At 51.5% G+C, this 16,141-nt stretch carries 13 protein-coding genes; 4 read left to right on the top strand and 9 right to left on the bottom strand.

Annotated elements, in window-relative coordinates:
• Window positions 1–73 precede the first annotated feature (73 nt).
• Window positions 74–919, top strand: coding sequence for an ATP adenylyltransferase family protein (locus tag OCU43_RS07830; protein WP_091353120.1), 846 nt, complete (start codon window positions 74–76; stop codon window positions 917–919).
• A 66-nt stretch (window positions 920–985) separates the two neighbouring features.
• On the opposite strand, the gene OCU43_RS07825 is transcribed toward OCU43_RS07830, so the two are convergent.
• The 6 genes from OCU43_RS07825 to lhpI form a co-directional block, all read right to left on the bottom strand.
• On the bottom strand, window positions 986–2,188 hold the full coding sequence (locus OCU43_RS07825) for a hypothetical protein (RefSeq protein WP_091353117.1): 1,203 nt from the start codon (window positions 2,186–2,188) through the stop codon (window positions 986–988).
• A 1-nt stretch (window position 2,189) separates the two neighbouring features.
• Window positions 2,190–2,978 (bottom strand): outer membrane lipoprotein-sorting protein, encoded by a 789-nt coding sequence (locus OCU43_RS07820; protein WP_091353116.1) that lies wholly within the window; start codon window positions 2,976–2,978, stop codon window positions 2,190–2,192.
• Complete coding sequence (locus OCU43_RS07815) at window positions 2,975–5,296, bottom strand: efflux RND transporter permease subunit (RefSeq protein WP_091353113.1); 2,322 nt, start codon at window positions 5,294–5,296, stop codon at window positions 2,975–2,977. Before OCU43_RS07815 ends, OCU43_RS07820 begins: the two co-directional genes overlap by 4 nt.
• 74 nt (window positions 5,297–5,370) lie before the next feature.
• Window positions 5,371–6,135 carry a TetR/AcrR family transcriptional regulator gene (locus OCU43_RS07810; RefSeq protein WP_091353111.1) on the bottom strand — a complete coding sequence of 255 codons (765 nt, stop codon included), beginning with the start codon at window positions 6,133–6,135 and terminating at the stop codon, window positions 5,371–5,373.
• Between the two features lie 190 nt (window positions 6,136–6,325).
• Window positions 6,326–7,603: an NAD(P)/FAD-dependent oxidoreductase gene (locus OCU43_RS07805; RefSeq protein WP_217647370.1), complete on the bottom strand. Its 1,278-nt coding sequence runs from the start codon at window positions 7,601–7,603 to the stop codon at window positions 6,326–6,328.
• Window positions 7,604–7,645: 42 nt separating this feature from the next.
• Complete coding sequence (lhpI, locus tag OCU43_RS07800) at window positions 7,646–8,611, bottom strand: bifunctional Delta(1)-pyrroline-2-carboxylate/Delta(1)-piperideine-2-carboxylate reductase (RefSeq protein ID WP_091353109.1); 966 nt, start codon at window positions 8,609–8,611, stop codon at window positions 7,646–7,648.
• A gap of 126 nt (window positions 8,612–8,737) precedes the next feature.
• Between lhpI and OCU43_RS07795 the strand changes: the two genes are divergently transcribed.
• Complete coding sequence (locus OCU43_RS07795) at window positions 8,738–9,553, top strand: AraC family transcriptional regulator (RefSeq protein WP_091353106.1); 816 nt, start codon at window positions 8,738–8,740, stop codon at window positions 9,551–9,553.
• Here OCU43_RS07795 and OCU43_RS07790 read toward each other — a convergent pair.
• Both OCU43_RS07790 and OCU43_RS07785 read right to left on the bottom strand, forming a co-directional pair.
• The gene (locus tag OCU43_RS07790) at window positions 9,550–10,395 is read right to left on the bottom strand and encodes an Nmad3 family putative nucleotide modification protein (RefSeq protein WP_091353103.1); all 846 of its coding nucleotides are present in this window, start codon (window positions 10,393–10,395) and stop codon (window positions 9,550–9,552) included. The genes OCU43_RS07795 and OCU43_RS07790 overlap by 4 nt on opposite strands.
• 1 nt (window position 10,396) lies before the next feature.
• Window positions 10,397–11,041, bottom strand: coding sequence for a cupin domain-containing protein (locus tag OCU43_RS07785; RefSeq protein WP_091353100.1), 645 nt, complete (start codon window positions 11,039–11,041; stop codon window positions 10,397–10,399).
• 282 nt (window positions 11,042–11,323) lie between these two features.
• Here OCU43_RS07785 and OCU43_RS07780 point away from each other — a divergent pair, with 282 nt between their 5' ends.
• A complete protein-coding gene (locus tag OCU43_RS07780; RefSeq protein WP_091353098.1) occupies window positions 11,324–12,919 on the top strand; it encodes an HD domain-containing phosphohydrolase in 1,596 nt (531 codons plus the stop codon).
• A 14-nt stretch (window positions 12,920–12,933) separates the two neighbouring features.
• Here OCU43_RS07780 and OCU43_RS07775 read toward each other — a convergent pair whose 3' ends face one another.
• The gene (locus OCU43_RS07775) at window positions 12,934–15,129 is read right to left on the bottom strand and encodes a CHASE2 domain-containing protein (RefSeq protein ID WP_091353095.1); all 2,196 of its coding nucleotides are present in this window, start codon (window positions 15,127–15,129) and stop codon (window positions 12,934–12,936) included.
• 247 nt (window positions 15,130–15,376) lie between these two features.
• On the opposite strand from OCU43_RS07775, the gene OCU43_RS07770 reads away from it, so the two are divergent.
• Window positions 15,377–16,138, top strand: coding sequence for an MBL fold metallo-hydrolase (locus OCU43_RS07770; protein WP_091353909.1), 762 nt, complete (start codon window positions 15,377–15,379; stop codon window positions 16,136–16,138).
• The last annotated feature ends 3 nt before the right edge of the window (window positions 16,139–16,141 follow it).

Here is a 16,141-nt window from a genome sequence, read left to right as displayed (position 1 = left end):
ATAATCTGTCTTTACTATACAACAGCATTTCGCCTGCGTAATCTGAAAACCTGATCGTATCCGGAGCTAGCGCATGACCCTATCACTCTGGCAGAAAACCCTGGCTACCACTCAGGCAGCCCTTAACAGCGGTGCCCTGCAACCAATCAGCACGACGATTGAAACAGTGTATGAAGCGCCCTTTAGTTATCAGCTAAGAACACTCAGTAGCCTGCAACATAAAGAAAATGACCGGCGGATTAAACAGGCGGCAAACCGCTCTGTTAACCCGTTTAAACCCTATGACCCCGAACTTTATGTGGCTGACATCGGTGCGAAACATATCTGTCTGTTAAACAAATTCAGTGTCATCGATAATCACCTGCTGCTGGTGACCCGGGATTTTGAGCCTCAGACTCACCTGCTGACGCTATCAGATTTCACGGCAGCATTGATGGCACTTCGAGAGATTGACGGTGTTGTTTTCTATAATGGTGGTCGGGAAGCCGGGGCCAGTCAGCCCCATAAACATCTGCAACTGATTCCCGTCAGACCGACTGATCTGCCACTGAGCAATGCGTTGAATTACTTTTCTGCTACCCCGGAACCGGATGCTGAACTGCCCTTCCGGCAAGCCGGGGTGCGCCTGCCGGCCAATATCGGTGACATTCAGGACACCGCGCAATGGTTGCATAACCATTACCTGATACTTCTGCAACGTCTGCAGATCCGCCATACAACCCGGCAGGCGGAGATGGCTTACAACCTGCTGCTTTGCCGGGAATGGCTGATGCTAGTGCCCCGCAGCAGCGAATCCTTCGCCGGAGTCTCATTGAATGCCCTGGCTTTTTGCGGTGCTCTGCTGGTTAAAAACCAGACCCAGGCTGACGCCCTGAAGGTGGCGGGAATCACTCAGGCACTCGCTTTTGTTACACAGTAAATACCGGTCGTCTGTGCAGTTAAAAGGCAGTGCAGTTAAAAACCAGAGCACTTAAAAACCAGGCGCCTAAAAATAGTAATCAGCGGTCAGCTGCAGCAGATCATCCTGCTCAATATTAACCATCAGATCGCGGTTATCCCGGGCATCAAACAACCGGGCATCAAGACTCAGTTTCCAGCGTTCACCAAAGCGGCTGCCGGCTTCCAGAAACAGACTACGGCTATCAAAATCAAGATCATAGCCAAACCCAACCAGAAACTCAGTACTGGCGGCATCATTCAGAGCTATACGGCTACCTAAGAACAGATCATTCTGGAAAATAGTATCCGCATCGATCCCCCGTTCATCCCAGCCATACTCCACCAGCACGCCGACATCGGTGGTGGTGTCACTGACACCATAGAAGCTATATTCAACCCCGGCCTGCATCGCACTGTAACGGTCTGAAGGGGTATCACGCCACAACAGTTCGAGCTTCCACAACCAGCTGTCAAGAGTTGCCTGACCATCAAAGCCGATCTGATCCATCTGCTCATAGACTGGCACTAGCACCGGCTTACCCTGAATGAGAGCGGTTTCTAAACGGGGATCACGGTTAGTGCCGTTAAACCAGTACAAGCCGACATCGAACAGATCAAAACTCTGACTCCAGCGCACAGCCGTATCAATATGCTGATCGCCATCACCAGACTCATAGCGAACGTTATCGGTGTCCACCACCAACCCCGAACGGGTCCGGCCTTCGCGTCCGGCGAAACTACGCTCGCGGAAACCCGGCAACACAAACAGGTCGACGATACCCCAGTCCCGCACCAGTGACAGATTGACCATCGGCTGACCCAGCTTGTCTTCGCCATCGCTATCTTCCACGGCATCGGTCTGATTGATCACATCCACCAGATGGTTAAACTCTGTCACCCCCCAGAACACTTTTCGCAGCCCTGAACGCAGCTCCCAGTCGTCGCCCACATGGATCCAGCTCAGCTCACGGATATCACCGTGGGTACGCTCATCATCGTGCTGATCCAGCCGGTAAAAGGGGGTAAACACAACGGAGTCATTGCCCCCGTTAAACTCCCAGTACAGTTCAGGTTCCAGCGCCAGTGAAGCATTGCTCTGATACCCCTGACCATTAAACTGTCCCTCATGAAGATAGCCCTGCAGCTCACCGGAAAGCCTGCCGCTGTATTCAAAAAACACCTCGTCCGCCGCCGCAGAGCCACTGAGCAGCAACACCGACAGCCCGGAGAGCCATAAACGTTTACACATATCAGCGGGCCCGCTTCAGGGTATTTTTATTGAAGTCAGAGTCATTCAGGCCAACCCTGAACTGGTATCCACTCCATTTCAGATCGGTGCTTTTTCCATTCTGATGATTGATCATCTGTTGCAGATCTGCCCGCCAGTATCTGTCCAGATATTGCTGATAGCCTTTGAAACTAAGGGTTTTCAGCAAACTGTTCTTACGATCATAAAACTCCACTTTCCAGACCCGGTATTGATCCTGATCGATCCAGGCCACCCGTCGTGTATAACCGGAATCTTTGTCCACCGGGTATTGCTCTACTACAAAACAGGTGCCCCCCTCACAGGATTCATCCTTGATGTATTTGTAACTGTATTTTTCAATCTCAAATGAAGACAGGTCCTCGTAGGCAAACTCCGATCCCATAAACGGGCCGGACTTGTTTCGGGATGAGATCCGCTTTACCCGCTTCAGCGCTGGCAGATAGAGCCACTGATCATCCGCTTCAAGGGGGTGGGAAAAGCTCAGAAATGCAGTACCTTTTACATCCAGGGGTTTATCGAATATCGTCAGGCTCTTATCACCATCGCCCTCTTGCTCCAGCGACTTGATACGGATCTCCCGAACGCTCTCTTCTCCCTGTTTATTACGCAACACCATTAACATTTCGGCCTGCATGTCGGCCCAGCCAAAATCCCTCTGTTTTACTTCTCTGGCGATCTCCAGCCCTCGCTCTTCAGGCGTCTGAGCCAATACCGGGCCACTTAACAAAGTCAGTGTCAGCAGCAGATAAAAAGATTTAGTCAGATTCATCGTTCAACTCCTTGAGCGGTTTTAGCGGGTGTTTCAATCTTAGTTTTATCAAACACCATCAACAACGGCGGCAGGAAGAGAAAATCCACCACCAGTGCAATCAGGATCGTCAGTGCCGTAAGGAATCCCATATCGGCATTCAGTTTAAAGCTGGACTGTGCCAGCACCATAAAGCCGCACACCAGAACAAAGGTCGTAATCCAGAGCGCCCGGCCAACACTACCAAAAGCATACTGAACGGCGGCAACAGAGTCTGCATCCCGATGGCGTCGGGCGTACAGGTATTTACTCAGAAAATGAACCGTATCATCCACCACAATACCCAGTGTCATACCCGCTACAACGGAGAGCCCCAGTCCCACCTGCCCATCAATCAGATACCACAAGCCAAACCCCATCGCAGCCGGTGCCAGATTTGGCAGCAGGGAGATAACGCCAAAACGAACAGAGCGCAGAGCAAAACCCAGTAACAGGGAGATCAGCACCAGTGCCAGCGCGATACCTGACAGCATACTCTTGATATTTCGCTGGCTGATATGGGCAAACATCAGGTTCGGACCGGTGGTCTGTACCTGATATTCAGGGGCATTTCTGGCAAACCAGTTTTGCACCCGTTCCTCCAGTGACACCAGCTCATTACTGGTGAGGTTTTTGAATGTGCCGACCACGCGCACCGAGGATTTATCCACATTCAGCTGATTATTGAGGTCAAGTCCATAGGGCAACGACATCTCATAGAGCAACAGATACTGAGCCGACAGCTCCCGGTCCTCGGGCAGACGATAGTAGCTCTGATCATCCCCATGCATATTTTTATTCAACCGCTTCAGGGTATCTGTCAGGGTGCTGACATGATCAGTCTCCGGTTGGGATCGCAACCAGTCACTGAAGACACCCAGTTTTTTCAGAAACGCCGGATCATTGATACCACTGGACTCACCGGAGTCTATGGAGATCTCCATCATGGTCATGCCCGACAGATTATCCTGCATATAGTCGGTTGCCTGACGAAACGGTACTGAGGTATCGAAATACTTCACAAAATCATCATTGAGCTGGTTCATCGGCAAAAACGCGATCAACAACAGCATAAAGACACTCATCCCCGGTAGCAGAATACGGCGTTTGGAAGTGACAAACGCTGCCAGAGAGCGGGTCCAGTCCCGATCTTCCTCACGGGTCTGTTTCACCCGCACCGGCAATACCATCAGCAGCGCCGGAAACAGCGTAATAGAGAACAGAAACGCCAGCATCACTCCCACCGCAACAATGTTGCCCAGATCACGGAAAGGAGGTGAATCGGAGAAGTTCATACTCAGGAATCCGATCGCAGTGGTGACACTGGTAAGCATCACCGGTTGAAAGTTGATCCGCAGGCTATCCAGCAACGCATCACGTTTCACGATACCGCGACGCATCTCATAAAACATGGTACTGAGAATATGGATACAGTCCGCTACCGCCAGCGTCAGAATCATGGTTGGCGCACTGGCCGATGGCCCGGTGAGAAACATCCCACTCCAGCCGGCCAGTCCCATCGCAGCGGCGATACTGGCAGCAATAATAATGACTGTTGAAAAGGTGCCGCTGAAAGTACGCAACAAGACCAGCATCGTCAGCACCACCACGCCAAACATGATGGGGATCAGCGTGGCATTATCCTTCAGTGCAGACTCGGCAAAGCTGTTGTTCATCATCACGATGCCGGACAGTTTGATCTCAAGTCCCGGATTTTCCGCCATATACTTCTGCTGAATTTCGCGCACCCTGGCTACAACCTCAGGCACCTCAGCCACCGGATCGATCATCGGCATCTGCACGGTCACATTCACCAGTGACACCTGACCTTTAACCGATGCAATCTTGTTTAGCAGTATCGGCTCGGTATTAACAATCTCTCGTATCCGGTCGAGTGCAGACGGGTCCAGTGTCTGCCCTTCTGAGACCAGATCCTCAACGATCATATCGTCCTCTTCCGCCCAGGTATGCTGGTAGTTTGCAATCGAATCCACCCGGGTTGAATAGGGTATCTGCCAGGCGTCGGTGGTAATCTGTCTGAGCAGTTGCAGATGTTCAGGGGTGTAGATATTCCCGTCAGCCGGAATCACAATAAAAGCGACATTATCACTCTTGTTAAAGATATTCTGGATCGACTCATAAGCCACTAACTGGGGGTTTTCTTCACTGAAAAACACCCGGTAATCACTTTTAAAAACCAGATTTTTTCCACCGACTGTCGCCATAACGGTCAACACAAGACAGGCCAGTAGAATCAAAGCCGGGTAGCGCAGAACCGTTGCAAATAGTTTTTCCTTCATCGTGATGCCTTTAGTGACGATTCGTCAGTGTTAAATTTTAAAAAAAACGGCTATGCCGTCGGCTAAATCACAGTCTATAGACTGCTGCAACGCTCCTGATTCATCTCTCCAGCGGTTAACATTGCAACTTCATCGGCAAAGATCTCGCAACGGATACGTTCAAGACTGGTGTTGTAGTCAAACAGGGAAGATAAAGGACGCCAGTTCAGGCCATCCAGAACAAGACTCACATTGGCCAGCAGAGATTCTTCTAACTCAAGACCTGCACGGATATTGCACCTGTCAGTCCCTTTACTGAGCAAAGAGATTGAGCCAAACGATGCCGACCAGTTAGCAAACGCGATCTGCTCAGCAGTCATATTCAATGGGTTACCACATTCAGCGGTTTCCAGTGCCTGCCGAATAAGCCCAAGCAGCCCTTCACTCAGTAATGCCTGAAGCTGAATATGTTTTTCACGCTGCCGCTCTGAGGACTTTTCAGCCACGCCAGGTGCTTTCGCGGTAATAACCAGCATAAAAAACATGGGGTAAAGACGGGCGTAAAGCTGATAACCATAGATCCAGGCTAACAGCCGCTCCCGGGTGACACCTTCAAATGATTCAGCCCTTTTGAACATGCTGACTAACAGTGCCATACCGCGGTTACACAACGCCAGCAACAGGTCCTCTTTTCCACTGAAATGGCCGTATACGGTGCCTTTGGAATAAGGTACTGCACTCACCAGCTTATCCATCGTCAACCCTTCGACGCCCTGAGCACCGATCAGAATCATCGCTGCATCCAGCAACTCCTCTTCACGCTGATCGCGGGTTTGACTATCGATTTGACGTGGACTCATACAGACCTCTATATAAATGACGATTCGTCAATTATAGAAAAAAAAGCGCCGCCTGCAAGTTAAACATGATGACAATCGAATGAAATTTAATCGTTAAAATGAAATAAGCGGCCATCGCGCCGCTTTCAGTCGGGGGATTAAAACGGGTACAGGATACAATAACATCATAACGCTGCTGCCCCGTCATCGATTAAAAACGGTTCACCTTAAACAGACTCATATCAATCATACTGGCCTCTTTTTGCAGCAGTTTGAGTGTCAGTTCAGCGGTAACGGCGGCCTGAGTTAATCCCAGATGCTGATGGCCAAAAGCAAACAATATCTGCGGGTGTTGTGGATGCCGATCAATCACTGGCAGCGAATCCGGCAACGTTGGCCGGTGCCCCATCCACTCTCTGACTTCAAGCTCTGGTGTATCCAGGCCAGGCAGAAGCTGACGGCTATGGTAGCGCAACACATCGAAGCGCTGTTTAAAGGGAGGAAGCTTCAGTCCCCCCAGCTCGGTCATCCCCACCACCCGCAAGCCGCTGTCCAGAGGTCCCATGACAAAACGCCGCTCAGCGGAACCGATCGTATGTCTGAGCATGAAACCGGCTTCCGGGATCGTCAGATGATAGCCCCGCTCAGCCTCCAGCGGCACATTAACCCCCAAATCACTCAATAGCGTTTTGCTCCAGGCGCCTGCACAGATCATCGCAGTGTCATAGCGCTGATCCTGCGATTCAGTGAGAACTGTCACCTGTTGGCTGGATGGTTTGACCTGAGTAATGTTTTGCTGAATAAACGCTCCGCCGCGCTCTATAAAGGCCGAAAACAACCGCGTGCACAGCTGATAAGGTTCGCTGACACGGCAGGCATCCGGAAAAAACAGCGCATGACTCACGGTTTTGGCCAGCTCAGGTTCCAGTTGCGCCAACCGTTCTCCCTGAACCAGCTCGGCGTCAATATGGTTATTCCTCAACCAGGCCTGGTGCTGGCGGGCAGCCTCGATTTTATCGGCTGATTCCCACACCAGCAGATAACCAGACTTTACAATCTGCTCAGTGGCGTCAATATCCGTCAGACAACGCTGCCAGGCGGCAATGGCTTCTCTGTTTAACTGAATCAGGCCTTTGCGACTCCGCCGCAGTACTTCTGGAGCCGATGAGCCAACAAAACGGAACAGCCAGGGGATAATGCGCATAAAATATTGCAGTGGCAGAAATAGCGGTCCCTTCGGATTCAGCCATAGTGGCAGCGCTGAGCGCAGGATTTGTGGATTTGAAAGCGGCTCAATCAACTCGGTCGCCAGATACCCTGCATTACCAAATGAAGCTCCCAAACCCGCTTCATCGCGATCAAACAGCGTCACCTGATAACCCTTACGCTGCGCCTCCAGGGCACAGCAGAGCCCGACCACTCCCGCGCCAATAACCGCGACCGAACCATTGAAGTGTTCATCGCACTGCGCCATCTCTGATAATGCCATCTGCTTTTTCCTAAAATCTGACGGGCTGGTGTTCAGCCAGAATCAATTCTGATACTGCTCGCTCTGCTGATACGCCAGCACCGCCGCAGCCAGATCTTCACGAGAATCCCCCACCGATTTAAACAGAGTGATAGCATTTTGCGAATCGTCCAGTTCAGCCCGCCCTCTATGCTGACCGCTGCACAGTTCCGCAAACTCTGCTTTGATAACCTCTTCGGTAATCGCCCCCTCCCTGATCGGCATAATCAGATCGCCGGTTTCACTCAGAGCTCCAGCACGCACATCGACAAATACCGAGCAGCGTTGCATCGCAATGTTATCGGTCTCTCGCATTGTGGGGGTGAAACTCCCTACCAGATCCAGATGAGCACCGGGTTTGAGCCACTCGCCTTTAATCAGGGGGGTGGTAGAGAGTGTTGCACAGCTGATGATATCGGCTGTTTTCGCAGCGGCCTCCAACTGCTCCACAGGGCAAATCTCTGCCTGAATTCCGTCGGCTTTCAGCTCTGCGACTAAATTTGCTGCCGTAGCCTCATTACGGTTCCACACCCGCACGTTGGCAATCGGCCGCACACTCATATGCGCCGGTATCAGATAGCGACTCATCCGCCCGGCCCCAACCATTAACAGTTCAGTTGAGTCCTCACGGGAAAGGTAGGCGGATGCCATCGCAGAAGCCGCAGCGGTTCGCCGAGCGGTCAGTTCGTTGGCATCCAGCTGGGCCAGCGGCTCGCCCGTTTTTGCGGACGACAGGATATAGTGACTGTTCAAACCCGGCAGACCCCGGGCACTGTTACCGGGGAACACATTCACCAGTTTCACCCCCAGGTACTCGCCTTCCAGCCAGGCGGGCATGAGCAACAGGGTCGCCTGAGGTTCATTGGGCACATTGATGCTATGATGATGGCGAACAGGGGCAGAAACCTGTTTGGTAAAAATCTCATTAAGTGCTTCGATCAATCGATCCCAGGGCAGTGCTTCACGGACCTGTTTCGCGTTCAGTTGCATAACTGCTTCTCTTATTTAGCCGTTTTCAGTAATGTTAGCTGGAAATACGCTCCAGGGGTTGTCTCAGACTACCAATTTATTGTCTCAGACTCTGAAGCATATCGAGTTAACCGGAACATTCATCGTATGAAAGAGAGCCTGGCCCGTCGCAACCTTATTGCCCGTCAGAGTGGAGAACATCTGCATGACTTCGCGCAGATTCTGATCGGTCTGAATGGCAGGATGGAGTGCGAATTCACCCGGCAGAGCGGGCAGATCGCCACTGGCACGCTGGCCATAGCGCCCGATGGTGAGCCCCATCTGTTTAGCGGTCTGAATGAGGAGAGTGAGCTTCTGGTGATCGATCTGGCCCCCTTTGACCCCTATATTCAGGCGTTGGAGCAGAGCTGTAATCTCTCCTTTAAAGAGACCATACTGAAACAGCCCGAGTTCATTACCCTATCCCCGCAGATGTTACCGATGCTGGATTTTGCGGCAAGCCAGCTCGCCAAAAGCAGCCAGCAGATCAGTGAGCAAAGCCGCTATCAGATCAATTGTCAGATCATTACCCTGTTTATCACTCAGCTATGCCAGCAATACTCAGCAACACCCGTCACTGACAGCAAAAACCCACGACTCAACCTTAGCAAACTGAACAGCTACATCGATCAGCGACTCTCTTCTCCACCGGGCAATATGGAGCTGGCTAACGCCCTGAACCTCAGCGAAAGCCATTTCTATTATCTCTGTCAGAAAGAACTTTCTCAGACACCTCAGCAATACATCATGACACGACGCATGCACCGGGCCCGCTTTCTGCTGCAAAACAGCGATGCACCTCAGAGTGTTCTGGCAGATGAACTGGGGTTCTCAGACGTATCGGGGTTCTCCCGGGCGTTCAAACGTTTTTTTGGAATAACACCCGGCAATGCCCGAAAACTGAACCACCACAGGCGCAGTTAATCGGCTGCAAACAGTTGACGCAGCCAGTCACCACTTTCAGGGTAATGACTGGCCTGCAATACAAACTCCTGGCCCCGGGCGGCTGCCTTTAGCACGCAGTACTGCGGGTTAAGATGCCACCGCTCAGCGTTGTGGTGATAGCTCAATGGTGGACGATCAGCAGGGTAAAACCAGGTCGGTAACTGCCATAGGCTGGGCTTAGGAGAGCCAGGCATTGTCAATTGCAGTTTTGACGCAAACCGTTCAAAAACGCCGCTTCCGGGAATATGCTGCAACCCTGGTAAAGAGAGAGACCGACGTGCCAGATAGAGGGTGTTATGACTATCGGGAACGCCGTGTAGATGGGGATGATCCTGCAGCCAGGGACGCTCTCCCGGAGCCAGACGATCAACCGGCACAATCTCATCGATCTGTAACCACCCCCATAACAGATGGCGGGCAGTCGTCCCGGGGATAAAGCGCCAGCGGCGCTGATAAATCTCAGCATCGCGAAACAGTCCAAAAAAGAGGAACAGATCACCGGGCTGAACCTGTTGGTTTCTCAGATGGCCCTGAGCTGATCCGGTTTGCCCCAACGATGGGCACCAGCCTGCCAGCCTGGGCAGGTGACCTTTGATAAGATCGGGATCAAGATGAGCGGTACTGCTACTTTTAATTTTGGCGCCGCTCAGCTGTGATACCAGACGTCCGGTATTGATACCCTCAATGTGCAGTTCCCGGTAACAGATCTTTGATTCAGTATCGGGAATGGGCAGTGTGACGAGTCGCCCATCCGGCAACACAGGGCTGGGGCACCCGCCTGAGGAGGAATCAAACCCTTTACGGCTAAAAATAATACGCATATCAGGACAGATGGTTAACCTTGATCCACACCCGCGTACCGGGACCTAAACGATAGCGGTGAGCGGCACGGGGACGACGAATCCAGCAGCCCTGCGAAAAGAGCTGCTGATTTTCAAACAGTTCTCCTTCAATCACAAACAGCTCCAACCCCTTTAGGGCGTTGCTCAGATCCAGTTCCACATCGGCCTGGCTCTTGAGCATAAACACCTGCTCATCGTTATGCTGATGCAGATCCAGTCGTTGCAGTACACTCTCTGTCCCACCCCATGATGCGGTATCGGTCTGAACAGTCAGATGCGCCCGGTCATCCGGCTGAAACTGATGCAGTTTCACCAGAATAATGCAGCCTTCATGACTGAAAGGTGCATGACTAAACCCCTCAGGGTTACGAAAATAGGTGCCTGCAGCATAATCTCCAGTCTGATCGGAAAACACGCCCTGCAGTACCAGAATCTCTTCACCTTTCGGATGCCCATGAGAGGAGAAGCTGGCTCCCGGATCATAACGCACAATACTGGTCGCATGCCCCTGCTCTGCGTCCTCCCGCGCCAATGGTTTACGCCAGACACCCGGCATCGGACTGGTAACCCAGCTCTGTCGATGGGTGCTAATACTCACCGACTGGTTGAAATCCATATTCAGCATAACAACTCCTCAAGGTTTTCTGGACTGCTATAAAAACGCGGGTATACAGCAATAGATGCAGCCCGAAGCTCGCGTTGTAAGCGGTCTTATTCCAAGGATTCAGATCTCAATTTTATCAAAGGAGTAGCGCAAAAAACGCAGAAAACCATTGGATATAGACAATATTCAGCTTTTCATCGCAATCTTATCCCGATTAGTAGATTTCGCGCTTTATTCACCTTGACACTGAGCCCAAGCAACGTCACATTTAACTCAACCCAAGGACTATCACTGGTTAGAAACATGCATCATCTGGATACACACGAAATCGTCAATCAGCTTGCGGATCTGACAAGTGCTCTGACCACTGAAACAGATCATATCAGGTTACTGGACAGGATTATTCTGGGCTGTATGTATCTGACCAATTCAGATGGCGGCACCCTCTATACCCGCAATGAAGAGAATGACAACGAACTCCATTTTACCATTCTCCATAACCGCTCACTGGGTATTCACCGCAAACCCCGGGATATGCCCACAGTAGAGATTTATAACTCTCAGAAGCAAGCGTCCAACTTAGTAGTGGTACAAACATTTGTGCAGCGGGAAACGATCAATATTACGGATGCTTACAGCTCCGATAAATACGATTTCTCCGGTACGCGTAAATTTGATAAGCAGTTGAACTATCGATCAAAATCCTTCCTCTGTGTACCTCTGGTGGACCATGAAGGTGAGATTATCGGTGTTCTCCAGCTGATCAATGCGATGAACGCCGATAATCAGGTGATCGCCTTCCCGGCGGACCAGCAACACCTGGTCGAATCCCTGGCTTCTCTGGCCGCTACCGTACTGACAAAACGACGACTGATTGATGCTCAGAGAGAGCTGTTTGAATCCTTTATCAAACTGATGGGACGCGCCATTGACCATAAATCCCCGGTGACCGGGAAGCACTGTGAGCAGGTCCCGGAGATCGCTATGTTACTGGCTGAAGCGGTCAACGAAAGTGTCAGAAACAAATATGCTGATACTCAGTTTAATAACCAGGAGATGTATGAACTGCGTATTGCCGCCTGGCTTCACGACTGCGGCAAAATAACCTCTCCCGAATACATTATCGACAAAGCCACTAAGCTGCACACGATGTTTGATCGCATCGAGCTGCTGGAATCCCGCTTCCGTGAATATAAACTGCAGCTGCAGCTGGATCATTACCGCACGCTACACGGGCTTTCCGCTGCGGAAGCTAAGCTTGCTGAGAAGCAGATGGAAGAGCGGTGCAGTAAACTCGACGAAGAGATCGCTTTCCTGAAACAGAGTAACACCGGTTCTGAATTTATGGCTGATGAGGATGTCGACCGCATCAGACAGATTGCGGCAATCACCTGGACCGACAACGATGGTAACCTGCGACAGCTGCTGACGGAAGATGAGACAGAAAACCTCTGTATTCGCAAAGGCACGTTGCTGCCCAGCGAGATTCAGGTGATGCGGGACCATATCAAAGTTACTATCGATATGCTGGAGTCCCTTCCCTACCCAAAGCACTTAGCCCAGGTGCCTGAGATTGCCTGCAATCATCATGAACACCTGGACGGAAGCGGCTACCCCAGAGGTTTGAAAGGTGATCAGATATCGTTGCGCGCCAGAATTATGTGTATTGCTGATATCTTTGAAGCGCTGACATCCCCGGACCGCCCCTATAAAAAGGGGATGCTGTTATCTCAGGCGATGAACATTATCGGCCTCATGGTGGAGGATGATCATCTCGATGCTAATCTGTTTACTATCTTTGTTGAGAGCGGAGCCTATCTTGAATACGCTAACCGCCATATGGCCCCCAGACAGATCGATCAGGTTGATCTGACCACCCTTCCCGGGCTTGTTCAGTAACGGACAGCCACGGGCTACTTTAGCTGATGACTGAACACAGCATGCCACTCTTTTCCTGGACTGTTTTGCTCTAACTCAGCGATACGCTGGAGATAGATCGTTGCGACGCTGTCGGATGGAGTATGTGCCAGCCATTGCTGAAACCGTTCCCGGGAAGACGCCCACTGTTGCTCACGGTAAAGAGCAACCCCCTGATTAAACGATGCTACCCGCTCGGCCAGATCAGCGTCCTCAGTGTTAGCGACTGACATCGGCTGAAACAGCTCGACTGGCTCAAGGCGCCCTTTCACCTGCACCCGATCAATCTGCCTGTAGATATAACCGGGCAAGCGTTCACAGAGTTCACCGCTGACCAGCAACGGACAGCCGTAAAACCGGGTCAGGCCCTCCAGCCGGGAGGCGAGATTGACCGCATCCCCCATCACTGTATATGCCATGCGGAACTCAGAGCCCATGTTGCCGACACTCATGATACCAGCATGCAGACCGATACCTATTTCAACTTCAGGCAGCCCCTCAGCAACTAAACGCTGATTAACGATTGGCAGTTGCTGAAGCATCGCCAGCGCCGCATCCAGGCCGTGCCGGACATGATCATCATCCTTCAGTGGTGCCCCCCAGAACGCCATAACCGCATCGCCAATATATTTATCAACCGTACCATGTTGCAGATGAATAATATGGGTCATTTCGGTCAGATAGATATTCATCATACGGGTCAGTTGCTGCGGTGCCAGCTGTTCAGAGATTCGCGTAAACCCCCTGATATCAGAGAAAAAAATCGTCATATCCCGGTTTTCACCGCTCAGATGTACGCCCTCCTCCTGCCTACCCAGCTCCCGCACTACTTCGGGGGGAATATAGTGACCAAACTGTCCCGCCAACTGTTTAACATTGCGTGTTTCGAAAAAGTAACCGGTGGTTTGCTGAAACAGATAAAGCAGTAACACCAGAAACAGTGTGTAACCCAGAGGAATAACCCAGTAAAGACTCTGCCAGGCATACAGGTTGAAAGCGGTCAGACAGGCAGCCCAACCCAGAGTAATCAGGGTTGAGAAGGTCACTGAACTGCGGGGGATCAGAACCGATAACAAAATGCCACTGATCAGTAACTGTATAATCTCCACAGCAGCGGTGTAATCCGGTTCGCTGAAAATGCGATTATCCAGCAACCCCGAGAGAATGTTAGCGTGTACTTCCACTCCTGGATAACGGCTACTGACTGGGGTCACCCGAAGATCAAGTAAACCTGCCGCACTGGTACCGATCAGCACAATCGCGCCGTTTAGCTGAGCAGGCTCCGCCAGGCCGTTCATCACATCCGTTGCCGAGATGTAGGGAAAGCTGCCTTTTCCGCCCCGGTAAGGCACCAGCATAGCGGCAGAACTATCCACAGGGATCTTCTGACCTCCAGCACTGATCGCCACTAATGCCTGATGATCACCAAAAAGATCGGCTTCAAACTCCGGGATTACCTGCCGCTCATCAAACAGTGCCAGCCAGATCGCCAGCGAAAGCGAGGGATAATACTGCCCCTGATACTTCTGCAACATAGGCACCCTGCGGTAAACCCCGTCACTGTCCACCATCGGGTTGTCGAAAAAGCCGCTATAAGCCTGCTGACTGTGGAGTCCATCAACGCTGGCAATAATACCTGAAGCCCGGGGTATCGGTTGCTGGTCCAGCAAAGGGGACGATTGGATCACCGCGATGCCGGGATCACCGGCCTGCAGCTGACGATCACTGCGGTCGAAGGAGTAGCCCAGCACCACCGGGCGTTCGCGGATGGCTGCTGCCAGCCGCTGGTCAGGATTAAGCTGTTGTAAAAAGTGCTGCAGATCGGGAATCTGATCGGCTTCCAGCAACAGTGTTGTTAACTGCTCCAGATCGATACTGCTATCGGCTTCAGAAAACACCATGTCAAAACCTGCGATAGCGACACCATAATGGTCAAACAGCTGGTCCAGCAGCTGCGCTAGCTTCGCCCGGTTCCAGGGCCACCGTCCCTGCTCCGCAAGACTCTTTTCATCCACATCAACGATAACAATACGCGGATCCTGCTCCCGCTTTGCAAAGTGCTTCAGACGAATATCATAGAGATCGTACTCAAAACGCTGCAACAAGGCAGGTCTGCTGTCCTGAAAAACAGGGATCAACATCAACAACGTCAGTATGATGCCCATCAGTGTGCGGGTTTTGCGCTGTTTCATTGCTTATACCGATAGTGAATATCAACAGGGGTTATCCAGCCCCAGGCTACCTGACCTTAAATGAGCTATCGCCTTATCATATCCTGCAATTCCCCTCAGGTTGTAGCGAACCTCTCATTTTTAGTACAGAACTTATCTCTATAATGGTTTAAGCTGACTGTATGCCAGGCAGCCTCTGTGTTATAAAAGAAACAGTATGCCGGGGTATTAGAATGAAAAGCCTGTGTCTGCACAGTCGGAGATATACGTGAAAATTGAGATTCTGGGATGTAGCGGTGGTATTGGTCCGGGACTGAAAACCACAACGTTTCTGATAGATGACACCCTTCTGCTGGATGCAGGAACCGGGGTAGAGTTACTGTCGATGGAACGACTGCTGGGCATCCGCGATGTCGTTATCACCCATGGCCATCTGGACCACATTATCGGCTTGCCGCTTATGCTGGCCACCATCTTTGACAGTCATAAGAAGCCTGTCAATGTCTACGCAGAACCGGCGGTGGTCAGCGCGCTTGAACAGCATATTTTTAACTGGACTATCTGGCCCGACTACACCCAGCTTCCCGAACAACAGCCCATTATCAATCTGCACCCGATTGAGATCGGCGACGTACTGACGATTCAGGATAAAACGGTCGAAGTCATACCGGCGGAGCACCCAACACCCACAGTCGGCTACCTGATTAATAATGGCCACAACAGCTTTGTGTTTACCGGCGATACCGGTGTCAATGATAAACTCTGGCCTATTCTGAATCAGCGCAAACCCGATCTGCTGATTATCGATGTATCCTTTGCTGATGAGTCTGACAAGTTAGCCAGAACCAGCGGCCATCTCACACCATCACTACTAACCGGTCAACTGGAACAGCTGGAGCACAATCCTCGTATAGCGATAACCCATCTGAAGCCAGGTGCGGAAGATAGCATCATGCAACAGTGCCGCCGACTGTTACCACAGCGACAGATCGACCGGTTGCATCAGGGCGAGGTCATCACTCTGGATTGATCT

Origin of the sequence: Amphritea atlantica, assembly GCF_024347255.1 — a bacterium.
GTDB classification, from domain to species: Bacteria; Pseudomonadota; Gammaproteobacteria; order Pseudomonadales; family Balneatricaceae; genus Amphritea; species Amphritea atlantica.
Note: the sequence above shows the minus strand (reverse complement) of the source record. Positions and strands in the feature narration are given on the sequence as shown.